Genomic DNA, 23,236 nt, shown 5'->3' with positions numbered 1-23,236 from the left:
ATATTAAAATTGAGAAATTGGGGTTAAGTTACTTAACAATATTTTTATTTAAAACCAGTAACTTATTAATAATCCTGCTGATAATAAAAAGCCAAAAATCGTATTTGTCATCGCTGTTGATTTCATTGCGATGCGCATATACCCTGGATCCTTTGCTCCTTTTTGGAAACTTTGAATGGCGGAGATTGGCTTTCTCAAACCTAGGAACATCACTAATGCCCAAGGGCTTATATAACCCATCAATACAATTACCGCGATCCATAAATAAGCAACGAAAAAGGCTACAGCTAGTGTTACTATTGCTTTTTCTCTCCCAAGGAGGATTACTAATGTCTTTCTTCCACCTTTCATATCTTCTTCGATATCTCGGATGTTATTTGACATGTTGATTGCACCGACTAAAATTCCAATTGGAATGGAAATTAATACACTTTCAGTCGTTATCGTATTCGTTTGAATAAAGAAAGCAATAAGTACAAAGCATGTCCCCATCAACAATCCAGAAACTAATTCCCCAAACGGAGTGTACGCAATTGGTAATGGACCACCTGTATATAAATAGCCAACCGCCATTCCAATTAAACCGATGACAACTAACCACCAGCTACTATTCATACAAATATAAACTCCAATAAATGCTGCTACTACATACAATAAAAGCGCAACTGTTAAAACATTTTTTGGTTTCAATCCATGACGGACAATTCCGCCACCAATTCCAACAGAATCAGCTGTATCTAATCCACGTTTGAAATCATAGTACTCATTAAATAAATTCGTTGCGATTTGCAATGCCAAACATGCAACCATCATCGCAATAAATAAAAGCCAATCAATTTTGGCAACATAAAGTGATGCCACTGTTCCTAAAATCACAGGAGAAAACGTCGCCGTTAACGTATGCGGGCGCGTCATCTTCCATATTAATTTAGCGGAACTAATTTCTTTTTCTGTCCCCATAACTCTGTTCAATCTCCCTACATTTAAGTATAAATTACTAGCAGTATCTTTCTATCTGTTTTCTGCCACGCATCCATTATATCAAAAAATGAATTGGTGATAGAACTGTAATGCTCTTGCTTGCACCATAACTTTGCATCAAAATATCGTTTTTTCTAATATGGGGTAGTACCCCATCGCCATCAAGCTAAGAAAAGCAAATACCCCCAAAACGAAAAAATAAGCCGTTGTCTGTCAAAAACACATGGAATTTTCATCCTGGAGATGTTATAAAATTCTTGAGTTGATGAGCATGGGATACCATCAGGAAAATGCGGATATACAACGATAAGCCCCTATTTAAAACGATTTCCTTGTTTTTAACAACGCAAGAGAGTTTTAGTGATCTTAAAGAATCTAATGATACTACATTATCCAAATTAATATGGTATTCTTCTAGTAAATTAATATGCCTCCCTAAAGGTGACTATAGAAAGCTATGGGAAAGGAACAAATAATCATTCCTTATTCCATTAAAGGGGCGGATTAATAGAACAAGAATAAATTATTTCTTCTATCGAAATATAATTCCCAAAAAAAAATAATCCGTTAAATAATTCTCATTGCACAAAAAGAGGTGTGGAAAAATGTCATTAACATCAGTTTTATTAAATGTGATATTTAAAAAGGGTGATGCTAAAAGAGATAAAGGGTTAACTACCCCAGAAAATATAGAAAGGTTTGACAACCTTGATTACTACGGGGATAAAAGTGAAGACCATTTGCTTGACGTGTATTATCCAAAGGATACGGACAAACCCTTGCCAGTAATTATATCGATTCATGGTGGTGGCTGGGTGTACGGGAACAAGGAAGCTTATCAATTTTACTGCATGAATTTAGCCCAGTACGGGTTTACGGTAGTAAACTTCAACTACCGTCTTGCACCAAAATATAAATTTCCAGCGGCTCTGGAAGATGTAAATTCGGTTTTTCATTGGGTGAAGAATAATTCAACAAAGTTTCATATGGACTTAAATAATTTGTTTATTGTAGGTGATTCAGCGGGAGCCCAGATTGCAAGTCAGTATGCAGCAATTATAACTAATTTAAAGTATGCAAAACTGTTTGACTTCAAAATGCCTGATATAAAAATAAAAGCAATGGGATTAAACCACGGAATGTATGATCCTCTCGATAGAATAAAAAACAAAGAAACGAAAGAATGGTACAGGAGTCTTTTAAATGCTTTGATGAAGGACTACCTTGGAACTGAAATTTATAAATATGAAAAGGAAATGGATTTTCAGTCAAACATTACGTCATCTTTTCCTCAGTCCTTTGTGACTTGTAGTGTTAATGATGGATTGGTTGGGATTCAACCTGTTTTCCTTAGTAAATTAGAATCCGCAGGACTTCATTATATTTACAAGGAATATGGTCATAATGACAAAACTAGCGGTCATGTATTCCACCTTGACTTAAGAAAAGACGAAGCAACAATACTTAACAACGAACAAATAGAATTTTTCCGCCAATACATGGGCAAATGAGTGGATATCTAGTAAGAAAGGAATTGAAACAAGCTGAAAATAGGGATCCGCCACATGCCCATCAACTTAAGAAATTTTAATACCTTTAAATACAAAAAAACGTCATCATTTCTAAACAGGCCAGATTAGAAATGATGACGTTTTTTATTGTATGGATACTAATTTATATTAGTCTTTCTGATGATGTGATGGTATATCATGCTAATTAATAAAATGTTTTTGAGACACTGTACTTATTGAGAATGATGTTTTAATCCTGCTAAAGTAGCTTCGATGAACATCTTCTCTTCTATGTCAACTTGAGCTATCAACTTATCAACTATATGTCTATCTGCGTTAGCTAACAGAATTGCAGATATATTTGCAATACCACTAACATAAGCCGTAGCATCTTTGCTTTCGCCATTCATTTGCATGGAAAATGTAACGTTAGAGTTCACGATTCTTCACCTCTATTTTTGTTCGTTGTGTTCATTCATTTTGTCAGATGTTAAATCAAATTAAAACTGTATCCTTCGAGTTAATAAGTATTCATAAAAACATAATAAAAAAGAGTGCGATTAAGATGTGCACTCTTTCAAAAGATTTTACCAATCTCGATGATCACCATGATCATGATTATGTTCACGATCGTGGTCGCGGTCATGATTACGTCTGCGACGACACTCATCACAATCACAGTCACGTCTACAATGACAATTGTTAAAATCGTTTCTTCTACGTCTACGACCACATCCGCAAAATACTAAATCATCCCAAAAGTTATTACGATCTCGGGAATGCCCAAAATTATTATTCCATCCCATAGATATGATTCCCTCCTCTAAAAATAGAATTCATCTTATTCTATGATTAAAAAGGGAAAACAGCTTGTTTACTAGTCTATGTTTTGTGTTTTAGACTAATAATATTTCAATTTGCGAGTCTATCTTCCCCCTCTATTTTCAATCGTTGTGTTCGTTTGTTTTGTTTAAATGGGCAAATCTATCAATTCTATAAAATCAATTAATCCAACTATTACATATTAATGATTAATTCATATACTATATTAGATTACTAGAAAGGAGGCGTAACCATGGATAGTTGCGTTGTGTTTGTAAATGGACAACCTTTTTTAGTTCTTTCAGTAGCTGGTATTGAAATTGCTAGATTAGAGATTTCTCTTCAAGTTGCATTAGCTCTAAGAGTGCTTGGAATACCAATCTGCGATTAATTACCAGATCAAAAAAAGAGGGCATTAGCTCTCTTTTTTTATTTACCCCTTATCTTTGCTTGACAACAAGCAAGACACCACCAGATCACGGCAGCGCCTGCGATAATTGCTATACACATGTTTGTTCTATCTACATAGTAAAATAAAACACCCATAATGAACACATCATAAGATTAGTAACCCTATTTTCTGTCCGTTGATTATTATGTTTATAAACCTAGATTATGCACATCTATATTCAGTAAGTGCATACCCTATTACATGAATGCTACTTTAGGAGTGATTATATTATGAATCCTTTCCCGATGAGGATTTTTGTAGCTCCAACTTCGACTTGGCAACATTTACTTCACCATCCTTCATATGGTCAATATGGTATGCAACCTGGGCATATCCCCTTTACTCCTACAATTGCGCCTTCTTCTGTAATATATCAATATCATTATATTTTTCCAGCATTGTATTTCCAAGAGTTTCACGGTACATTTAACATCTAATCTAAATAGAAAAACATCTGTTATCTGTACCATTGGTGAGTCAATTCATGTTATACCTAAAACAGTATTTAAATACGTTTAATGTGTAATTTCTATATAACAAAGAAAAAAGCACCCGTTATGGATGCTGGGCGATATGGGTAATAGCGAATATCATAATCTAATTTATAGATTATGAGTTCCCCTCTGAATAAAACTTAATATTTTGTCAATAATATAGATAGGCGATGGCCATAACTCATTTAATGAAGTCCCTAACCTTTCTCCTTTCCCCCTATTGGAGAGCCCGCCGAGCAGTTAGTTTTTGCTAGCTGCTCTTTGTTTGTAAAAAGCACTCAATTAACTGAACGCGCATATAATATTCTGCGTTCCTTTCTTTATAAAATAGTCGTTACAAAATGAATCTCGTCACGAGAGCACTTAATAAAGTGCTCTTTTTTTCCTTTTAAACTAAAACAAAATGAAATTTTTGTTCAGTTTTCTTTCATGCATATTATTTTGATATTTGTTTATAATATAGTTGTAACTTTTTGTTACAACGTATATCTGTATCTAGTTGTACTTCTAAAACCGTACGACAGAGCAGTTACCTACTTTAGCTAGCTGCTTTGTTGTGCAAAATAGCGTTTTTGTCGAAAATGATGCCCTCATTCATTTGGACAAATTCACCAGTATTTTTACCATAAAAATTCATGATATGGTGAATTAGTCGAGTACGTCATTACTTGACAATTACCCTTAGAACCCCCGCAGACAATCGTTTTTTTTTTTATTAAATAAAGATTTTGTTTTTCATCCACACATCTCTAAAGAGCAGACATACAATATCTTGGGTGTTCTTTTTCAATATTAATTTTAGTCATAGAGCACTTTTAAGAGTGCTCTTTTAATGTATTGCGATGTATCACGTTTTACATACAATAAACATAGAATGAAATGAACAGACAAGACATGGTTTCTATATAATCGTGTACATTTTTGTACGCGATTTTTTTATTAAAATAACGATTTTGTTAAGTTTTGCTCCATTCATTTTTTATACGTCTTTCTGCTAAACACATTTGTCCAGAAAACCCTATATTATTGAACAAGGTTACCGACTCTCAACTTACAATTTTTCACTTTCGGTGATGTAATCCCATGCCCATCAACTTAAGAATTTAGAATTACCCCAAAACGAAAAAATGAGCTTTTTTGTTACAAGTTAGCACAAAATTTCGTTCTGGGGATACTATAAAATTTTGGTTTGATGGTGATGTATGGTGCCCCCTAATAAGCGCCTCTCGTTTTTGTTTTTGTGTTGTGTTATCGTTCATTTCGTTATACATCGAAACTGCTTTTTCTAGTTTCTGCGGATCAATACGTTATTTTACTAATTCCAATCCGATAATATTATTGATTAACTTACCTATGCCAACCATTTCTTCTTGTTTAGTTAGTTTCATTTGTCCAACTCTTCCTTATGGTAATTCTCTTGTAAATCTCTTTATTTAAATGTATAATTGTATAAAAAGTCGTAAAATTTAGAATTGAGGTGAACAGCATGAAAAGTTTTGGTATGTTAGTATGCTCTACTATCTTTTCAGTGCTCCTAGTATATTATAATGTCGATTCCTTTTATAATAAATTTACATCCGGGAATACATATTACTGGGTAAACGGTATCCTAGCTGCTGGATTCCTTATATCCTTAATTATTAACATAAAAGATATCTTCAAGAAAAACTACACAACTTCTGAATCGAATTAAGGAGCCTATTATGGTTCCTTTTACTATTCAAAATAAAAAAGCAGCGAACCCGCTACTTACAATTTGTTAATTTCATTTTTTCTTGAAGATATTTTTTGAAGGGTATGAGATATATCCCAACTAACAAAACTGAAAATTAAGATATTTAAATGTATAATAAAGTACAAAAGATATTGAAGAAATAAATAGAAAAGAGGGAATATTGTATGACTAGTCTAAAAAATGTTCTTGAGCTTGATTTTGCATATCTTGAAACCTTTACTAGCCAAATAGAGAAATCATGGGGTTCTATATTTTGTAATGAAAGTAATCCATATTATTATGATGCGAATCATGCACATGTAAGTGTAGTAAGTTTAAATCCACAAATGGTAGTAGATGAAGTAGTCCATTTCTATAAGACTAAAAATATAGTACCTAGATTTTATATATACAACTTAGATATGCAAGAAAAACTGATTTCTGAATTACAAATAAAGAATTTTGGATTTGAAGAATTAATAAGTCCAGTCCAATTATGGAATAAGAAATTAACTAAAAAAGATAAAAATGAAAAAGTTACTATTGAAAAGGTATCTGAATTAAATTTTGAAGAAGCTTTAGATATTGAATGTAATATAAAAGAGTTTGGAGGAGGCGAAGTTAGAAAAAAAGCTTTTCAAGATGAATTCCAACATCCAGCATTCACTCATTATCTACTTAGATACAATGGAGTAGCATGTTCCATTGCTTGTATTTTTAAACATGAAAAACAGGCCCGAATGGAAAGTGTAGCTACAATTGAAAAGTTTAGAGGTAAAGGGTTAATAGGTGAACTTATTCATTTTATTCAAAGTGAAGTAATGCATAGAGGAATAGATAATCTTTGGGTGATTCCAATTAACGAAAGAGTAGAAAAAGTGTATGAAAAATATGGATTTGAAACAGTAGAAAAAATTAAAACAGGACATGCATTTTTAGAAGGAAAAAGCATTAAAGAAATTCACGAGGGATAGAAAAAATCAGCTTATTTTGTTAAAGGGGTACCACCCTATACCCATCAAGCTAAGATTTTAAGGTACCCCCATAACGGCATTTTTACCTTTTACAGTTATTTATGGGAATTTAGTTCATTTTTTTCGTTTTGGGGAACAATTAATTTCTTAGGTTGATAGCCATGTGGGAGTACCCCTAATACCCCATAAGAAAAAGAAGAGTTTGAATCCTTTAACGTACAGGGCGTTCCATATATCATTGTAAAAGACAATGAAAATAACATTCAAAAATCAATTCTTGAATTCAGCACTCAATCATTAGAAGAGGCTATTTTATAATAATCATTCCCAAAAAAGAAACGAACAAAAATGTTCGTTTCTTTTTTATGGTGTTTAATGCTCAAGAAAACTTATAGCCGCATAAGTATATAGAACGACTAGAGCAAAGGCACATATTCCCATAATTATAATCGCTAGTGCGCTTTTCTCTTGTCTAAACCCTATAATTCCAAGAATAAATGCACTCAACATTGTTACCTTAAGCATTGTAGAAAGGTTGGAAATTGAATATCTACTCAACCAGGTAGAGAAACATACAATTACAGAAAAAGAGAACAAAGTTAGAACAATAGATAATATATTAATGTGCTTCCCATACTTCAGTTGCATTTCGCTACCTCCTTTTCTTTTCATTATTGAATAATAGGTAGGTGACTATATTTTTATTTCATTCTAAATTTTCTTTGAAATCTACAACAAAAAGAAGAGGTTGTCCCAAAAGTCGCTGAATAGTTACCTTTAAGCAACCTCTTTTCTTTATTTTTTACTTTCCTCTAGTTTAGAGATACTTAATTCTTTTTCAGGTAACGTATCAACAAAATCCTTTTGAGATTTTAATAGGTCAGATTGTTTTATCCAAGCCATAAGATCATCTAAAGATTTACGGGATTCTTTTACATCGCCAGTAATATCATTCATGTTCAATTTATTAAATGTAGCTAAAAATTCTTGTTGAATCTTACCTTGCAATGCATTGGCTTGCTTTGTTAATTCTTTATTCTCATCACTTTTTGCCTTTTGAACTTATAACTCGGTTTTATTGCGTCTATTTAAAAGGAACTGGCTATGACAACTACATTAAGTTTTTCAAGAGAAAATCCGTTGCTCACATTCGAACAACGGACTTTCTTTATATGAACCATTTTAAAACATCTGCGGCAATCTTTTCTGGTCTATCCCAATGCATTAAATGCCCTGTATCTTTGTAAAGCTTAGTCGTAATATTAATACGCTTCTTAAATTCTGCCATCTGCAATTCTCTTATTTCTAAATACTTATCGGGAAGGTCGCAATACAATAATAAAATATCGCTTTTAATTTTATGCGGTTTCAATGTTTTATACACCGTATATTGAAACTTAATTACACCTCTAGCGGTATCGCCAGTAGCATGCCATTTTATTTTACTATCGTCTTCTCTCATTAAATCATAAACCGCACGTTCTAGTAATGGTGACCACCTGCTGTAAGCCAGTTTTTCTGATTGGATGAATGCTTCTTTACTGTCAAAAATATATTCATCAAAATCTTTTTCGTAATGAGTGATTTCTTCTTCTAATGATCGTGGTGGACACTCTCCTTCTTTCGCATCTTTATATAGCTGCGCAAAATAGTCCGCATTCATTTTGCCATGATGATAACCACCATCTAATAAAACCATTTTATTCACTTTCTCTGGACGTTCGGCTGCATAGTGAAGCGCAACGCTCACGCCCCATGAATGTGCTACTATATGAAATGTTTCTTTTCCTATTTGCTCAAGTAATGCTACTACCCACTTTGTTAAATGAGATGCACCGTAATCTTCATCTTTCCCGAAACTTGGTGTTTTCCCGTGTCCAGGTAGATCAAACGATACAATATGATAGTTATCCTTTAAAAGTTTCGCTATTTCGATAAAACTTAATTTTGTACTTCCTAAACCATGAAAACAAATGATTTGAGGATTACTTTTATCCCCCCATTCACAAACACTTGCTTGGTATTCACCAAATTCCACAAAAAAGTGATTCATTTTTAATCCCCTCTAATGCTCAGATGTAAGCTAGTTTAAATGCGACATTTTTTTCAGAATAAATAAATTCGACAAAATTATCCGAATCCCTTTTTCGTAAATGATATTTATAGAATGCGAGCGGCAACTCTAGTTAAAAGCACCAAATGCTTAACTTCATGTTTACCAATGCTAATAGGGTTAGACTACATCTTCACACCTCTCAAATTAATATAGTTCAACAATTGTATGATTCGTTTATCATATGTGTGATGTTTCAAAGTCCTATCCAGCCCATTTTTTGCTATTTGTTTTCTTTCTTGTACATGTTCCAAATAATACTCCGCTTTTTGTATAAACTCCCGTGCACTATTAAACGTTTCTATTTCAACACCAGGTATGTAATGCTTCGCTACATCTGGTCGTATATCAGTTAATTGAAAAGAACCTACAGCATTAATTTCAAACGTCCTATTATTTACTGAATAGGCTTGGATGTTTGCGGCATTACAATTCAATTCTTTATCATTTGGTGAACGATGTAAATTTATATTAATTTTAGTAGCTACGTAATATTGCAATGCATCTTCATACTTAGCAAGTGGCAGGAGTTGTATTTTATCCTTTAACCTTTCATAATTCTTTAACTTCTCCCAACCAAACCCTACAATTTTTGTGTTTTTTTCTGCTACATACTCTGCAATCGAATCAACAAAGTGAATTCTATTTTCAAACGCTGTGCCTATAAAACTAAGATCATACTTATATGTATCTTCTTTAAGAGAAGGTTTAAACACCTCTTGATTTGCTGCTAAAGGGAGATGAAACACATTGTTACATCCTATCCCCCTATAAAACTTGATACAATTTAAATCTTGCGTAAATATGTAATCATAATACGGAACAAGATGTTGTGTTACATCCGTATAATACGGATCATCTGTCAACCAAAGTCCAGTAGTAAAACCCGCACTCTTTAGTACTGGCATGACACTAATAATTCCCTCATTTAAACCACCGAGTACCAAAATAAAATCCGGTTTCATTTTTAATGCGGTTTCTATCGCTCGTTCCGGGTTTACCATAATTGTATTACTGTTCACCTTTTGTAAACTATTCAAAATTGCTTCTTCGATCATTGGGTAATAAAAAGGAATACCTGATTGAATAAATAAAATTTTCTTAGGCTTATTGTCTTCCATGTCATCCCCCTATTTCTACATAATCAAAAAACACGAAAATTAGCAGTCTTTATTCATTTTCATGGCCTCTTACTTTACATGTATAAGCACCGTTTATGTCCATTATGTTGAAATCCCCTTATTTTAGAAGCTGTCACGAAAGGAATAAAGTGAAACTTTAATCAGCCCTCACCAATCGGACTTTTACGGATAGTTGATCCCCCACCTAATTTCTTTGCTTCCGCTGAATTTTGAGGTAGGGGTCTTATTGCCCGTTAAAGCGGGATAAAATTAGGCTATATTCAGCCCAATTATTAAACATAGAGAATGAATACATAAAAAAAGAGCCTGCTCGTATGAATTGGCTCTTACTCTTTTACAATATCTACAAAAATATGATTAAGCGAATAAAAAATCATTCCCACACAACTCCCCGCCGCTCATATTCCATTCTATATTCAACAGCTGCTGCAATTTTAGAACTTGCGAACTTTTCCGTAATCCAAAGTCCTAAATCAATTCCTGAAGTAACTCCCCTTGCAGTAATAATAGCCCCTTGATCCACAATTCTGTAAGGAAGAAGTTCTGCTCCATATTTATTCATTTCACTCTGCGCCAAATGATGCATTGTTGCCTTTTTATCATTCAATATACCGGATGCAGCTAGTAGCATACCTCCTGTACAAACACCAGCAACAATCGTTCCTTCATTGTGCATCTCTCTAATCATTTTGGTTAAAGTACCAAGCTCTGCTTGCTTTCGTGCCCCGTGCTTTGCTTTATGATTCCAGCCACCACCAGGTACAATTAACAAATCTGGACGATTATCCATTCGTAAAAAATCATGTAATTGAACCGTAACTCCGAACGAGGTAGTAACTTCTTGTTTTGGTTCACTTGAAACGAATTCAACTGTAAACGGAGCCCCTTCTTCTATCGCTCTTTTCAGTACCTCAAACGGTGCGAAAGAAACAAGCTCACCAAAGCCATCAAACAATACAATTTGTATTTTCATTTTTAGAACACCTCATATGGTTTCTTATTTGAATCCCCAATTAGGAGAATACATGTTATGTACAAATTAATAATGAAGATAGTCTTTCTCCCCTCACTCTATAAACTTCCAAATGTTCTTCTAATTTCCTCTTATCACTTATTACACTTAGTGTTTTCTTCACAAAATTCCAATTTAAACTACCGGATAACCATAGTAACGAAGAAAGTCTTTTGTAATCATTTGATGTTACAATATTATCAGCCTTATACCCTTCTAAAAATGCACTAGCAACACTTGAACATACTTCATGCGAATGTATTCCTTCTGTTCGAGAATACCATTTTATTAAAAATGACAATCCTTCAATGCGGTCTACATAGCCAATAGATTCAAAATCTACAATTCCTTTTACCTGTTCACTTGAGTCCCATAAAACATTCAAAGGATTTAAATCTGTCTGTACAATAAACTCTAATTCACTCGTATATGCACACTCTATATGATATGTAGCGAGATCTATATACTCTCGTAATTCTCCACATGTGCTTGCCTTACTTTTTAGCATATGAATAAACTGGGTATACCCATCCAAATGAGATTTCTTTTGAAAAATCGAGCTTTGAAATGCGTAAGAAATATCATGAATCTTTCTTGCTTCCTTTCCGAAGGCTTTTGCGATAGCTTTTGTACAATGCGTAACATGTTCTCCTTCAATCCAATCAGACAATACAAATCGGTATTCTTCATCATTCCAAGTGACAAGTGTAAATGGCTCTCCTTCCCTATTCTTGCTTATCTGCATAAAAGGAATTCCATGTTTGCGTACATAATACGTAAACCGTACTTGCTCTCTCAGTTGTTCGTTTGATAATGCCCCAAAGGCTGGATTGATTGTTCGCTTACTATTTATAAATCTTGCGGAATATCGCTTTCCATTCACCATGATTTTATAGTGTGAATCTGTATGCCAACTATTATTATGTAATTGTTCTTCCAGTGCTAGTGAATGAATTTCTTTAAAATAATTCATTACTACATTTCTTATTATGTGTTTCATCCGATTCTCCCTTTATGTAAAAAATTCGTTTTTGTACTTCCGAATAAAAACCTTTTAAAGTGAGTTTTTTTAAGATACACGTAATTTATTCAAATAAAAATCATCCTCTACTGTATAGTAATAATAAAGTTATGTAATTTTGCCACAAAAATTACAGTAGCCTTCTATCTATGTAGATGAAAGAAGGCTACTAAATCTTTTTAAAAATTTAGTTATTTTATAGTGAATGTATTATTAAATAATACATTTATTCAATACAAGTACTCAGTAAGAAAAATTAATCGTTATAATGCAATTAATAAAGTGAGGATTTTCATTTAAACTTTATAAAACTCAAATGTATTCTTTTCTAAACATATTGTTTCATCAGAGGTTTTGATAATGATATCAAAACGCTTACTATACGGATGCATAAATACTTCATATTGAATACGGCGTTCTTCATGAGACTGCCTTAAATAATTTATATCGGCTCCCCTTTCAGCTATATCCCGGCTCGATCTTCTCATTAGTTCCGTTTCGCCATTTGTATAAAAATAAATTTTCAAATCAAATAAATCAGGATTAATAAATGCAGCACTCATTCCCTCCACAATTGTTACTTTATTTTTCGAAGAAATTAACTTACTTTTCATGTAATGCGTATCTATCGTATAAAAATCTAGCCCAGCTCTAACCATCTGAATATCTCTTTCTAAAGCTGTCAAATGATGTGCCGCTGGATGACAAGCTGTCATTTTATAACGATGATTTTCATTTTGATATGTATAGTGAATCACTGCATGCTTACGGATATCCGAACTGACAATGTAAGGATCTGTATTAATATAATTTATTTCATTTTGATTTAGTAGGTTTACGAGTCTATTAGCAAACGTTGTTTTTCCAGCTGCACCATGTCCCGAAATACCAATAACAATTTGTTCATCGCTCATCCTTAACCAATTTACAATTTCTTGTAACAACTTATCCATCATTCTCCCCCTTACACTAATATACTACCCTTTATTTTAATATCCAAAAATCCCGTTATTTAATTATACATAAAATAAGGAAGATAGCGTGATTATTTATCATACCATCTCTAATTCTAAACAACTATATTATCTTTTAAATGAATTTATTATTTGTGAACACCTACATGATTAAATACATCTCTAACTTTATCAATCCAACAGAATACTCTATATTTTTCGGTAATTTATGCGAACCAACATAGTCATGACTATGTACAATAAAGAAAGAGCTAATCCCCTATAAGATAGAAGATTGACTCTTTCCTTTATTTACTCCCCTGTTTCAGCAAATCGCTTTATACGTTCACCAATTTCATCACGAACACGTTGAAATTCAGACCATTCTTTTCCTGCTGGATCATCAAATCCCCAGTGAACACGATGCACATGCGGCGGAGTAGATGGGCATACAGCATCTGCATGACTACAAAGCGTAACGACTAAATCAGCACGATTTAAAATGTTTGCATCAATTATATCTGATGTTTGATTTGTTATGTCGATATTTACTTCGTTCATTGCTTTAATAGCATTTGGATTTACTCCGTGTGCTTCGATTCCTGCAGAATATACATTCCACTTATCTCCTAAATACTGTTTACCCCATGCTTCTGCCATTTGGCTTCGGCATGAATTTCCAGTACATAAAAAATAGATTATTTTTTTGTTTTCCATGTTGTTTTCCGCCTTTGTTTTTAAATTATTCTGGTTGGTCATTAAAATATTTACGCTTAAACCAAAAAGCGACGTTTACAAGTGCAATCATGACAGGTACTTCAACTAAAGGACCAATAACAGCTGCAAATGCTGCGCCCGAATGAATACCAAATACACCAACTGCTACAGCAATCGCTAATTCAAAGTTATTACTACCTGCTGTAAATGCTAATGTTGTAGTCACCGGATAGTTTGCACCAATTTTTCTTCCCATAAAGAAAGAAACAAAAAACATTACGATAAAATAGATTAATAACGGAATCGCTATTCTTACCACATCTAGTGGCACGCTAACAATCATCTCTCCTTTTAAAGAGAACATAACGATGATCGTAAATAGCAATGCGAGTAGTGTAAGTGGACTAATTTTAGGTATAAACACCTTTTCATACCACTGTCTTCCTTTTAACTTAACGAGTACAAAGCGTGTCAACATACCTGCTATAAAAGGAATTCCTAAATAGATACATACTGATTTTGCTACTTCTATCATTGTAATATCGACAATAGCACCTTCAATTCCTAACCATTCTGGAATTACGGTTACAAAAACGTATGCATAAACTGAGAAAAAGAGCATTTGGAATACCGAATTAAAAGCAACTAAACCTGCCGCATATTCTTTATCCCCATCAGCTAGATCGTTCCAAACAATTACCATTGCTATGCAACGTGCTAATCCAATCATAATAAGTCCGACCATGTATTCTGGTTTATCAGGAAGAAAAATAATTGCTAACACAAACATAAGTACCGGACCAATAATCCAGTTTTGTACTAATGATAAAACTAACACTTTAACATCTTTAAATACTCGGCCCATTTCCTCATAGCGAACTTTCGCTAATGGTGGATACATCATGACAATTAAACCAACAGCAAGCGGAATAGACGTCGTTCCAACTTGTAATGTATTCAGTCCGTCTACTACACTAGGGAACACAAACCCTAAACCAATCCCAACAGCCATCGCTAGAAAGATCCATAGTGTTAAATATCGGTCTAGAAAAGATAAACGTTTCATTTTATTTTCCCTCTCCTATTAACAACAAGAATTTTTAGCTACCTCATTTGAAGTCGTGCAACAAGATGACTCTTCAATTTTGTGAACATCACTATGTGCTTTCGTATAAAAGAATTCCCACTCATTCCCATCAGGGTCTGTTACCCAAAACTTATCTTGTACTGCATAGCAACAAGTCGTATCCATCTCATCTCGCGCAAAGAAACCTTCTTTTTCTAATCTTTCTTTATGTAATGTAATTTCTTCAGCTGTATCCACTTGGAAACCAAAATGATTTACCTGGTTTCCATTCACCTCATCTCGTACGTTCAGCGTGAAATTAAGCCCTGGCGTCTCTAATAAAAATTTTGCATAATCCGTTTTCACCTTAACTGGCGATACACCAAATACCTTTTCGTAAAATTTAATAGACTTCTCTAAATTCGTAACGTTTATACCAACGTGAACATATCTCATACCTTATTCCTCCTCTTTATATATCATTAATCAAGTTTTTTTGATGAATAGTGCAAAATTTTAACAGCAGCTACCTTTTCCTGTTTTTCTAAAGATACAGCACAATTCTTCTGATAATAAATTATTTACTTCCGTATCATTTAAATCATAATAACTCCACGTACCTTTTGTTTCTTTCACAATTAAACCTGCGTCTAATAAAATCTTTAAATGATAGGACAACTTAGATTGTGTCATTTCAAAAATCTCTGTTAAATCACATACACACGTCTGGCCTCGCTGACAAAGTTCATACATGATTTCTAGACGTTTCTGATCAGCCAACGCTTTAAACTTTTTCTCATAGAACTGGAAATCTTGTGCCATTGTAGTTCACTTCCCTTCATCAACTTTTTTTGATGTTTATAGTATATACACTGTTTAGTTCTTTATGCAACTAGTTAATCAAGTTTTTTTGATTAATCAAAAAAACTTTCTCGCGTCATAACTTTGCTACAACTAAAAAAGACCATAGCCTTTTCAAAAATGAAAAACTATGGTTCTTTTTACAACTTAATAGTTACAACATTTCCGAGAAATGGAGTCTCTATAACTATTTTTAATTTTAATTTTAATTTGATCATTATAGAGTTGTGCCCCGTCACCCTCAATCTAAGAAAAACAAATACCCCAAAATGAGAAAAATCGATATAACTCTTGTTTTTGGTGCATATTCATAAAAAGCACGTTACCCTTTCTCATTAACATAAGAGAATAGTAACGTGCTTTTTATTTCAAAAATAGTCTAAATCCTTAAGTTGATGGTTTTGGGGCGGGACCCTAATAAGAACGGTATCTAAGGTTGTATGAGTGGTGTTAGTTCCATTCCAAAGGCCTCAGCCGACGATTAACTCAAGTACCGGTTTCGGATAACCCCCATGTGATGAAGCTCGTGTCCTGCAATGCCGTACGCGAGGGCGCGCGCCGTAATGCTTAGGTTGTTGGCTGTGCCCTTACGGGTCCACGCCTCCGCTGGTAGCCCGCGCAGCAATGTAATCGTTGATTGCCGTACGGCCCGGTAGTCTTCGGCCAATTGCGCGGTTGTCCAGCTTCCGAAAGGAGGAATGAACAATTCCTGATCGAAACCGGTCAGCGGCGTCTGATCTCCTCTTGCGAACCGGAGCAGGCGGTAGGTCATGACGCGTTCCGCGTCTGTAATGTGGCCCACAACTTCTTTCAGTGTCCATTTTCCTTCCGCATACCGATATGCGGCCTGGCTTTCGGTCAACGATGCCAGGAGCTCGGTCATTTGCTTTTCCTGAGCGAGCAGAATGTCGATGATGTTACCGTCTGGCACCAAACGGATATATTCGCCGGAGCTCCCAGCGTATTCTTCTTCTGACGGTCTTTGATTCATGCGTAGTCACCTCTTTATGTATATATAGAAAATTATAGCACTCGTCTATGTCTAATCAATTCGCGAAATGATAAAACTTCCCTTCTAATAATTGAGGATAAGAAACTATTTAGTCGGTCGCCACACTATCCTGATTCGTTAGCACAATAAGCAATGCTAATCAATAATGCATAAAAATTAGAAGTTATACAATATTTCAAAGTTATTAATATTAGATTATTCCAAAACATACATAAATACATTTTGTCGAAACTATTAAAAAGGGAGAATTTCTCTAGCTCAAGAATTAATAATTGTATTACCACTATATAAAAATCTCAATTTAAAACTAAAGGAGAACACAATGGGACAGATAATTGTATCGATGTACCTCTCACTAGATGGTGTCATGGAGGAACCAGCTTGGACTGCTCCATACTTCAATGAAGAAGTGGCAAAGTTTCAATCCAATTTACTGTTTGAAAGTGAAGCTCTTCTACTAGGGCGAGTAACCTATCAAGGTTTTGCAGCTGCCTGGCCTTCTATGACTGATGAAGAAGGTTTTGCTGATAAAATGAACAGCATGCCTAAATTTGTTGCCTCAACAACTTTGGAAAAAACCGAATGGAATGCAGATCTTATCAAGGGTAATATTGTAGAAGAAATATCGAAACTGAAGGAACAGCCCGGTCAGAACCTTTTAATCTATGGCAGCAGTGATCTTACACAAACATTAATGCAACATGACCTCATTGATGAATATCACTTTATAGTCAATCCCGTTATCGTAGGAAGCGGAAAGCGTCTCTTTAAAGACCAGAGCAATTCGAAAGCATTAAAACTTATAGAAACAAGAACGACCAGTTCAGGTGTCGTTATTCTTTCCTATCAGCCGGAGAAAAAAGAATAATTATTGATAAATTATATAAACAAAAAACTCATCAGAATAAATCCTGCTGAGTTTTTTTATAAGATAATACATATATTAATTTATAAAAATTACACGGGTTAGTACTTTATCAGTCATACCTACATAGGCATCGGATATTCCATATGTTTGTCCTGTTTGGAGAGAGCTCATTAATACCTCCATATCTAGCTGTATATACTCTGTACCTTTCTTTATTCTTCCATCCTGAAAATAATCAGGTTTGCAATTTTTACAGCCCATACAAAGACAAGGATCCAGAGAGTAATGATAATAATGCCTGTTATCCAATTCTTTGGTTTTCTTGTTATCTGTCTTTCCTCTACCTTTCTTTTACAATCCTCCAACACTTCTTTAGGAATAAGTTTTAATGCCAAGTATACACCTAATGGTACAAGAATCAAATCATCAAGATACCCCAAGATTGGAATGAAGTCTGGGATTAAATCTATAGGACTAAAAGCATACGCAACAACAAGCATTGTAAATAATTTAGCATACCAAGGGACTCGTTCATCTCGATATGCCAAATAAAGTACAAGAAGTTGTTTTTTTTAGTTTCTAGCCCATTTTTTCATTTTTTGTATGATAGATATTTTTTCTTCTGTTTCTATCGGTTTATTTTGATTCAAATTATTCCTCTCCCATTTTATTACTACGTACATCTTCTCAGAATTGTTCTTATTAACTGTATAATAATTACATAGCTACTATTGAGTCTAATACTTTATTTTAATAAAAACTATTTATAATATAAAACCTAATGATCAGTCTACATTTTATTAATCAATAAATTAGAAAGATAAGAGATAAGAAACACGTTTAAATCAACTAGGTTTAATCTAATCCAGTTTTTAAATGGGAACAAGCATGTGAGGGAGGGATCCCCAGATTTTCGTTCTGGGGTATTCTTTAATTTTAACCTGATAAACATAGGATATGTGTTGTTTTAAAGAAAATAGAAAAAGCGTATTTTGACTAGATAATCAAAATACACTTTTTTCTTTCTTTATTTATTTTGTAAAAGGTGTATAGGTTTAGCCGATAATGATTGTTTTGCTGCTATCCATACAACAATTATTGTTGTTATAACAGATAAAAGTATACCTAAAATGGACCAAGTCATATCTATTTTCATCGGCATTTGGAATAAGAAGCGTAAAGTGATGCCTGAAAAGGCTAGGGCAATTCCAGCGCCAACTAATCCAGCCGATAGGGAGATAATCGTGTTTTCTAATAAGATAGACTTCATCAAATTACTAGAAGACATACCAACTGTTTTCATAATAGCAACATCTCGTGTCTGTTGCATTAAGCGAATGACAACTTGATTTCCAATTGTAAGAACAGCTGTTAAAAATGCGAACAACGCTACAATTGAGAAGAAAGCACTTTGCATTTGAATAATATACTGAAGACTATCGATTGCTGTAGCGGCAATTGAATATGCCATTGCTGAACCAGGAAGTTTTTCATTTAATTCTGTTAATATAGTATTTGTTTTTTTAGGATCACTATCTAAGGAATAAGTAATTCGGCTTGGTTTCCCATATGTAGCTAATGTTTCAGTTGGAATACGGATGCCAACGGTTTTAACTACACCAGATTTAAAGAAACCTATAATTTCGCAGTTTACTAATTCATTTCCAATTTGAATGTCAACTGTATCACCGACTTTTACACCTAATTTCTTATAGCTGTCCAAAAGAATTGCTTTTTTCCCCTTTGCATCCGATAGAGCTAAATCACGCCCTTCAGATATCATATAGGATCTAGAGTTAAGAGAGGTATCTACCCCTTCTATTGAAATTTTAGTTGAGCTAAAAAATTTATCATCTTTTATATTTTTCATGAATATAGATGCTGCGTCCACTCCGTTAATATTTTGGAGTCTTCCATCTAATTGATAACCTTTTTTCGATCCTTTTATGTCCTTAATAGATTGTAGCTGCTTTTCAACGTTCCCTTCGTCATGAATGGAACTTGTAATAAGGATATTTCCCATTGCCTCTCTTTCCAATTGACCTTGAACTGACTCAATTAAATTGTCTGCAAATACATGACTAGAGACAACAGAAACAACACCAATAGTTAAGGTAACTGCCAATAAACCATTTCGTTTACTTGTAGTAGCCATGTTGTGTAAAGCAAGAAAGAGGCTTTGTGGCATTATGCTTTTCATGGCGCCAATTAATCTGAATAATAAAGAATATATAAACCCTATAAATCGGACAAAAGTAAAAATAAATAACAGAACTGCAGTTGTAAGTAAAAGAGCAAGAAACCACTTAAAGACTGCGTTGCCATTTGTATTTGTTGTGAAAGCTATATTGTAAACATAAATAGAAAGAATGCCACAAGTAAATATAAAAAGTTGAAATTTCTTTTTAAATGGTAAAGCATAATTCACACTTGTGTTCTCAGTATCACGTAACATTTGAAGTGGTGATACACACATTCCACTTTTTACTGGTATCCAAGAAGCTAAGAAGGTTACAATTAATCCCACAATAATTGTTGTAAAAATTACGGACCATGAAATTCCCCAATGTAGCGGTAGTGAAAGCACATCTGCTAGATAGGACGTCAGCCAAACACTAGCTAATAAGCCGAGTACAATCCCACCAACTGTTCCGAGAATCGCTAGCCATAATGCTTCTAATAGAAAATATCGAATAATATATTTAGTTTTCATTCCTACGGACTTCATAACAGCGATATCATGCGTACGTGAAGCAATAATGACTTTCATTGTATTAGAAGTAGTAATAGCGGCAATTCCAAGAGCTAATATACTGAAAAGCTGAAGAAATGGTAACAACATCCGTAAATCTTTCTGTTTCTCTAGCTCCTTATCCTGAACATCTATTACACTACTTTGTGGTAATTGTTTTTGAATATTCTTTTTAAAAGAAGAGATATTAACATTTTCATTTAATAAGATTAATGCTTCATTAATTGTGCCTGCAGGTACATTTAAAAGCTGCTGTGCTTGATCTAAATGTAAATAGGCAGTTCCAAAAATCGAAGCATCGCCATAGGATTCTTGGACACCTTCTACTAAACCACTAATTTTATAAGAGGTCATTGCCCCAGTAGAACGGTTAGGAATCTCAACTCTATCTCCTACTTTGACTTGCAAACGGTCAGCTGTATTTTTGGAAAGTAGTAGTTCATCTTTATGTAAAGTACGAATATTAGGAAACAGATTATCACCAAAGAAAGGATAGTGGTTCGTTTCAATTCCCTTTACAATTAAACTTGTTGTTTTCCGATCAGATTTGACCATACTTTGACCTAATAAAGAAGTTGTGAGCGCTTTCTGTTCTTCTTTAGGAATGGAAGAAATAAGAGTTTCGCGATCCATCGGTTTTAAATAGGATTGAACTGACACATCCCCTCCTAAAAGAATTTTAGAGGATTCGTGAATAGATCGCGGAACCAGCTCTACCAACATAGACATAGAAAAGAAACTAGCTACTCCTATTAAAATACTGAACACAGTAAAAAAAGTTCTTAAACGATTACGTGCTAAACTACGTAGTGCAGATTTTAGTAGCATGGTGTTATGCCACCTTCTTGCTCACTAGATTTTGTATGGTCGTTAAAGGTTTCTTGAACGAGGAGGCCATCTTCCATTTTTAAAACACGATCTGAAAGTTTTGCCACATGCGTATCATGTGTAGCAATAATAAACGTCATCTGGAGTTGGTCACGTAGTTGAAAAATTAAGTCCAAAATATTTTTTCCTGTTTTGGAATCTAAGTTCCCAGTTGGTTCATCAGCAATAACAATGGCTGGATTATTTACTAATGCACGAGCAATTGCTACACGCTGTTGTTGACCTCCAGATAGCTGGCTTGGTAAATGATGATATCGTTCTTTCATCCCAACAAGGTCCAACATTTCCCTAGACTTTGTTATCATTTCTTTTTGGCTTCTTACTCCAGCGCACATAAGTGCCATCATAACATTTTCTTGAGCGGTCATTGTTGTGATTAAATTATACGATTGAAAAACAAAACCAATCTTTTTTGCACGGAAATCAGCTAGCTTTTCTTCTGACATGGAGGTAATATCTTGTTGTTCAATAATAATACGTCCTTCGGTAGGGGTATCCAATGATCCCAGTATTCCAAGTAGTGTGGATTTTCCGCTTCCACTAGGACCAATAATACTAACAATCTCTCCAGAATAAAATTTAGTGCTAAGCCCTTTTAAAATTTGAATTGTTCCTGCTTCGGTTTCATAAGCTTTCTTGATTTTTTCTACTTGAAGGATGGTTTGTTTGTTTATCATCCTTTTCCCTCCCGGCCCTTTTAAATTTTAATGTAAAGACAACTATTGTTCTAATTAAAACTATAATTATTACAATAATGGCACCTTTTGCATTTCCCCATGTGAACGAATCTAGCGATGTGAATAAATAGATGGTATATCGAAGAATGAACCAGATAGCAGTGATAACTGAACAAAAATATATACTAGCATATGTAAGAAATGCTATTTTATAGTGCCTGTTCATCCTCTTAATTGTATCATTAAATTGCTTTCGATAATCAGGCTTGAAAAAAAAGTATCCCAGGAGACCACTTTTCACCAATTGGAAGGTTCTAGTATGCAAGTTTGCAATTCCTAGAATGTCAGTAAGAACCCAAAAACCGTCATATTGTAAAAATGGATATAAGTTATATAGAACTGTAATGAGTATGAATTGATTTGCTACAAAAAATTCCTGGAATCCTGAAATAAAATAACACAACTCAAATAATATAAATATCCATAATTCAAAGTAAATTCCGCCCAGGTCAATAACTACTCTTTGTCGTCTAGGCAATCGCCAGGTATCACTTAAATCAACAAATAAAACAGGCCGCATCATATAAAGACCCATTCCGACGTCTTTAGGTTGTATTTTATATCGATAAGCAGCAACTATATGACCAAGTTCATGGATAATCATGGAAAATAATAGCAGCAAAATTGCAATAGTAAATTTATAAACGGATCCAAATGTGTTTGATATATTTTCAGTATTAGCCTGAAAAAAATAATGTATTAGACTTATACTGAAGAAAATACTAAATAAAACAAATACGCCCCGAAAGAATAAGAATTCGAAATATTTGGATGCCTTTTTTAAGTAAGAAGCGTGGAATATTGCTATTCTAAATGTAATTGCAGAGTGATGAGATGCTTTTTTTTCAGAACCAACTAAAACCCCTTTTGGTAATAGATGTTCATTTATCAGTTCTGTTAACTCATTTATAGTAATATTGCCATCGTGATTCGTTTGTACCATTGTACATATATCTCCTATGGATGTGGTTCCATCCATATAATTGAATAAATTTCTCAGTGATTCAGTGACTTTTAATTGTAATCCGTTATCAAATTTTATTAAATAACGAGGCCCCTCCTCCCAAACATCCATATTATAAACTTCGTATGGAATTAACTTTGGAAAGATATTTTGCGATGCTGTCAAATTGATCACATCCTTTAA

The 23,236-nt window shown here is 33.9% G+C and carries 25 protein-coding genes and 1 pseudogene; 6 read left to right on the top strand and 20 right to left on the bottom strand.

Going from position 1 to position 23,236, the window contains the following annotated elements; genetic code table 11:
- Positions 1-48: 48 nt before the first annotated feature.
- Positions 49-960 carry a 1,4-dihydroxy-2-naphthoate polyprenyltransferase gene (gene menA, locus AC0NJG_RS14725; RefSeq protein WP_087953183.1) on the bottom strand — a complete coding sequence of 304 codons (912 nt, stop codon included), beginning with the start codon at positions 958-960 and terminating at the stop codon, positions 49-51.
- Between the two features lie 626 nt (positions 961-1,586).
- On the opposite strand from menA, the gene AC0NJG_RS14720 reads away from it, so the two are divergent.
- Positions 1,587-2,492 carry an alpha/beta hydrolase gene (locus AC0NJG_RS14720; RefSeq protein WP_087953182.1) on the top strand — a complete coding sequence of 302 codons (906 nt, stop codon included), beginning with the start codon at positions 1,587-1,589 and terminating at the stop codon, positions 2,490-2,492.
- Between the two features lie 233 nt (positions 2,493-2,725).
- On the opposite strand, the gene AC0NJG_RS14715 is transcribed toward AC0NJG_RS14720, so the two are convergent.
- Positions 2,726-2,908 (bottom strand): hypothetical protein, encoded by a 183-nt coding sequence (locus AC0NJG_RS14715; protein ID WP_087953732.1) that lies wholly within the window; start codon positions 2,906-2,908, stop codon positions 2,726-2,728.
- A 171-nt stretch (positions 2,909-3,079) separates the two neighbouring features.
- Entirely contained in the window at positions 3,080-3,298 is a 219-nt protein-coding gene (locus AC0NJG_RS14710) for a hypothetical protein (RefSeq protein ID WP_474063181.1), read from the bottom strand.
- A 269-nt stretch (positions 3,299-3,567) separates the two neighbouring features.
- On the opposite strand from AC0NJG_RS14710, the gene AC0NJG_RS14705 reads away from it, so the two are divergent.
- From AC0NJG_RS14705 to AC0NJG_RS14690, 4 genes are all read left to right on the top strand, one after another.
- Complete coding sequence (locus AC0NJG_RS14705) at positions 3,568-3,705, top strand: DUF3956 domain-containing protein (RefSeq protein WP_000376554.1); 138 nt, start codon at positions 3,568-3,570, stop codon at positions 3,703-3,705.
- Positions 3,706-3,995: 290 nt separating this feature from the next.
- Positions 3,996-4,202: a hypothetical protein gene (locus tag AC0NJG_RS14700; RefSeq protein ID WP_029438876.1), complete on the top strand. Its 207-nt coding sequence runs from the start codon at positions 3,996-3,998 to the stop codon at positions 4,200-4,202.
- 1,543 nt (positions 4,203-5,745) lie between these two features.
- Complete coding sequence (locus tag AC0NJG_RS14695) at positions 5,746-5,952, top strand: hypothetical protein (protein WP_087953181.1); 207 nt, start codon at positions 5,746-5,748, stop codon at positions 5,950-5,952.
- A 206-nt stretch (positions 5,953-6,158) separates the two neighbouring features.
- Complete coding sequence (locus AC0NJG_RS14690; protein ID WP_474063180.1) at positions 6,159-6,947, top strand: GNAT family N-acetyltransferase; 789 nt, start codon at positions 6,159-6,161, stop codon at positions 6,945-6,947.
- Positions 6,948-7,319: 372 nt separating this feature from the next.
- Here the strand turns inward: AC0NJG_RS14690 and AC0NJG_RS14685 are convergent, their stop codons facing one another.
- From AC0NJG_RS14685 to AC0NJG_RS14630, 12 genes are all read right to left on the bottom strand, one after another.
- Positions 7,320-7,595, bottom strand: coding sequence for a hypothetical protein (locus tag AC0NJG_RS14685; RefSeq protein ID WP_474063179.1), 276 nt, complete (start codon positions 7,593-7,595; stop codon positions 7,320-7,322).
- Positions 7,596-7,742: 147 nt separating this feature from the next.
- Positions 7,743-7,955, bottom strand: a complete 213-nt coding sequence (locus tag AC0NJG_RS14680; RefSeq protein ID WP_087994210.1) for a hypothetical protein — start codon at positions 7,953-7,955, stop codon at positions 7,743-7,745.
- 160 nt (positions 7,956-8,115) lie between these two features.
- Positions 8,116-9,000 (bottom strand): alpha/beta fold hydrolase, encoded by an 885-nt coding sequence (locus AC0NJG_RS14675; RefSeq protein ID WP_474063178.1) that lies wholly within the window; start codon positions 8,998-9,000, stop codon positions 8,116-8,118.
- A gap of 185 nt (positions 9,001-9,185) precedes the next feature.
- Positions 9,186-10,181 (bottom strand): CgeB family protein, encoded by a 996-nt coding sequence (locus AC0NJG_RS14670; RefSeq protein ID WP_087953176.1) that lies wholly within the window; start codon positions 10,179-10,181, stop codon positions 9,186-9,188.
- 394 nt (positions 10,182-10,575) lie between these two features.
- On the bottom strand, positions 10,576-11,175 hold the full coding sequence (locus tag AC0NJG_RS14665) for a DJ-1/PfpI family protein (protein ID WP_087932059.1): 600 nt from the start codon (positions 11,173-11,175) through the stop codon (positions 10,576-10,578).
- 55 nt (positions 11,176-11,230) lie between these two features.
- Positions 11,231-12,214: a phosphotransferase gene (locus AC0NJG_RS14660; RefSeq protein WP_142940696.1), complete on the bottom strand. Its 984-nt coding sequence runs from the start codon at positions 12,212-12,214 to the stop codon at positions 11,231-11,233.
- Positions 12,215-12,531: 317 nt separating this feature from the next.
- Positions 12,532-13,188 (bottom strand): uridine kinase family protein, encoded by a 657-nt coding sequence (locus AC0NJG_RS14655; protein WP_071725944.1) that lies wholly within the window; start codon positions 13,186-13,188, stop codon positions 12,532-12,534.
- A 312-nt stretch (positions 13,189-13,500) separates the two neighbouring features.
- Entirely contained in the window at positions 13,501-13,905 is a 405-nt protein-coding gene (gene arsC / locus AC0NJG_RS14650; protein ID WP_143881294.1) for an arsenate reductase (thioredoxin), read from the bottom strand.
- A 25-nt stretch (positions 13,906-13,930) separates the two neighbouring features.
- Positions 13,931-14,971 (bottom strand): ACR3 family arsenite efflux transporter, encoded by a 1,041-nt coding sequence (arsB, locus tag AC0NJG_RS14645; protein ID WP_087953174.1) that lies wholly within the window; start codon positions 14,969-14,971, stop codon positions 13,931-13,933.
- Between the two features lie 18 nt (positions 14,972-14,989).
- Positions 14,990-15,427, bottom strand: coding sequence for an ArsI/CadI family heavy metal resistance metalloenzyme (locus tag AC0NJG_RS14640; RefSeq protein WP_429680966.1), 438 nt, complete (start codon positions 15,425-15,427; stop codon positions 14,990-14,992).
- A gap of 60 nt (positions 15,428-15,487) precedes the next feature.
- Positions 15,488-15,793 (bottom strand): arsenical resistance operon transcriptional regulator ArsR, encoded by a 306-nt coding sequence (gene arsR / locus AC0NJG_RS14635; protein ID WP_074568201.1) that lies wholly within the window; start codon positions 15,791-15,793, stop codon positions 15,488-15,490.
- A gap of 520 nt (positions 15,794-16,313) precedes the next feature.
- Positions 16,314-16,823: a DinB family protein gene (locus AC0NJG_RS14630; protein ID WP_074568200.1), complete on the bottom strand. Its 510-nt coding sequence runs from the start codon at positions 16,821-16,823 to the stop codon at positions 16,314-16,316.
- A 343-nt stretch (positions 16,824-17,166) separates the two neighbouring features.
- Here AC0NJG_RS14630 and AC0NJG_RS14625 point away from each other — a divergent pair, with 343 nt between their 5' ends.
- Positions 17,167-17,712 carry a dihydrofolate reductase family protein gene (locus tag AC0NJG_RS14625; protein WP_474063177.1) on the top strand — a complete coding sequence of 182 codons (546 nt, stop codon included), beginning with the start codon at positions 17,167-17,169 and terminating at the stop codon, positions 17,710-17,712.
- Positions 17,713-17,799: 87 nt separating this feature from the next.
- Here the strand turns inward: AC0NJG_RS14625 and AC0NJG_RS14620 are convergent.
- The 5 genes and pseudogenes from AC0NJG_RS14620 to AC0NJG_RS14600 form a co-directional block, all read right to left on the bottom strand.
- Positions 17,800-17,964, bottom strand: a pseudogene (locus AC0NJG_RS14620) (IS4 family transposase); the annotation flags it as partial.
- Entirely contained in the window at positions 17,925-18,260 is a 336-nt protein-coding gene (locus AC0NJG_RS14615) for a YkvA family protein (protein ID WP_254912609.1), read from the bottom strand. The pseudogene AC0NJG_RS14620 and the gene AC0NJG_RS14615, both read right to left, overlap by 40 nt.
- Before the next feature lie 479 nt (positions 18,261-18,739).
- Complete coding sequence (locus AC0NJG_RS14610; RefSeq protein WP_000925105.1) at positions 18,740-21,292, bottom strand: ABC transporter permease; 2,553 nt, start codon at positions 21,290-21,292, stop codon at positions 18,740-18,742.
- A complete protein-coding gene (locus tag AC0NJG_RS14605) occupies positions 21,283-22,029 on the bottom strand; it encodes an ABC transporter ATP-binding protein (protein WP_000608860.1) in 747 nt (248 codons plus the stop codon). Before AC0NJG_RS14605 ends, AC0NJG_RS14610 begins: the two co-directional genes overlap by 10 nt.
- Positions 21,977-23,218, bottom strand: coding sequence for a zinc metalloprotease (locus tag AC0NJG_RS14600; RefSeq protein WP_016717946.1), 1,242 nt, complete (start codon positions 23,216-23,218; stop codon positions 21,977-21,979). Before AC0NJG_RS14600 ends, AC0NJG_RS14605 begins: the two co-directional genes overlap by 53 nt.
- Positions 23,219-23,236: the final 18 nt, after the last annotated feature.

This window comes from Bacillus sp. SSR7, from assembly GCF_055902415.1.
The sequence above is the reverse complement of the archived record's forward strand: the minus strand, read 5'-3'. Positions and strand labels throughout refer to the sequence as shown.

What these genes read in the sequence shown, in the direction of transcription:
- menA (WP_087953183.1), bottom strand. Translation starts at nt 960, where the DNA reads ATGGGGACAGAAAAAGAAATTAGTTCCGCTAAATTAATATGGAAGATG.
- AC0NJG_RS14720 (WP_087953182.1), top strand. Translation starts at nt 1,587, where the DNA reads ATGTCATTAACATCAGTTTTATTAAATGTGATATTTAAAAAGGGTGAT.
- AC0NJG_RS14715 (WP_087953732.1), bottom strand. Translation starts at nt 2,908, where the DNA reads ATGCAAATGAATGGCGAAAGCAAAGATGCTACGGCTTATGTTAGTGGT.
- AC0NJG_RS14710 (WP_474063181.1), bottom strand. Translation starts at nt 3,298, where the DNA reads ATGGGATGGAATAATAATTTTGGGCATTCCCGAGATCGTAATAACTTT.
- AC0NJG_RS14705 (WP_000376554.1), top strand. Translation starts at nt 3,568, where the DNA reads ATGGATAGTTGCGTTGTGTTTGTAAATGGACAACCTTTTTTAGTTCTT.
- AC0NJG_RS14700 (WP_029438876.1), top strand. Translation starts at nt 3,996, where the DNA reads ATGAATCCTTTCCCGATGAGGATTTTTGTAGCTCCAACTTCGACTTGG.
- AC0NJG_RS14695 (WP_087953181.1), top strand. Translation starts at nt 5,746, where the DNA reads ATGAAAAGTTTTGGTATGTTAGTATGCTCTACTATCTTTTCAGTGCTC.
- AC0NJG_RS14690 (WP_474063180.1), top strand. Translation starts at nt 6,159, where the DNA reads ATGACTAGTCTAAAAAATGTTCTTGAGCTTGATTTTGCATATCTTGAA.
- AC0NJG_RS14685 (WP_474063179.1), bottom strand. Translation starts at nt 7,595, where the DNA reads ATGCAACTGAAGTATGGGAAGCACATTAATATATTATCTATTGTTCTA.
- AC0NJG_RS14675 (WP_474063178.1), bottom strand. Translation starts at nt 9,000, where the DNA reads ATGAATCACTTTTTTGTGGAATTTGGTGAATACCAAGCAAGTGTTTGT.
- AC0NJG_RS14670 (WP_087953176.1), bottom strand. Translation starts at nt 10,181, where the DNA reads ATGGAAGACAATAAGCCTAAGAAAATTTTATTTATTCAATCAGGTATT.
- AC0NJG_RS14665 (WP_087932059.1), bottom strand. Translation starts at nt 11,175, where the DNA reads ATGAAAATACAAATTGTATTGTTTGATGGCTTTGGTGAGCTTGTTTCT.
- AC0NJG_RS14660 (WP_142940696.1), bottom strand. Translation starts at nt 12,214, where the DNA reads ATGAAACACATAATAAGAAATGTAGTAATGAATTATTTTAAAGAAATT.
- AC0NJG_RS14655 (WP_071725944.1), bottom strand. Translation starts at nt 13,188, where the DNA reads ATGGATAAGTTGTTACAAGAAATTGTAAATTGGTTAAGGATGAGCGAT.
- arsC (WP_143881294.1), bottom strand. Translation starts at nt 13,905, where the DNA reads ATGGAAAACAAAAAAATAATCTATTTTTTATGTACTGGAAATTCATGC.
- arsB (WP_087953174.1), bottom strand. Translation starts at nt 14,971, where the DNA reads ATGAAACGTTTATCTTTTCTAGACCGATATTTAACACTATGGATCTTT.
- AC0NJG_RS14640 (WP_429680966.1), bottom strand. Translation starts at nt 15,427, where the DNA reads ATGAGATATGTTCACGTTGGTATAAACGTTACGAATTTAGAGAAGTCT.
- arsR (WP_074568201.1), bottom strand. Translation starts at nt 15,793, where the DNA reads ATGGCACAAGATTTCCAGTTCTATGAGAAAAAGTTTAAAGCGTTGGCT.
- AC0NJG_RS14630 (WP_074568200.1), bottom strand. Translation starts at nt 16,823, where the DNA reads ATGAATCAAAGACCGTCAGAAGAAGAATACGCTGGGAGCTCCGGCGAA.
- AC0NJG_RS14625 (WP_474063177.1), top strand. Translation starts at nt 17,167, where the DNA reads ATGGGACAGATAATTGTATCGATGTACCTCTCACTAGATGGTGTCATG.
- AC0NJG_RS14610 (WP_000925105.1), bottom strand. Translation starts at nt 21,292, where the DNA reads ATGCTACTAAAATCTGCACTACGTAGTTTAGCACGTAATCGTTTAAGA.
- AC0NJG_RS14605 (WP_000608860.1), bottom strand. Translation starts at nt 22,029, where the DNA reads ATGATAAACAAACAAACCATCCTTCAAGTAGAAAAAATCAAGAAAGCT.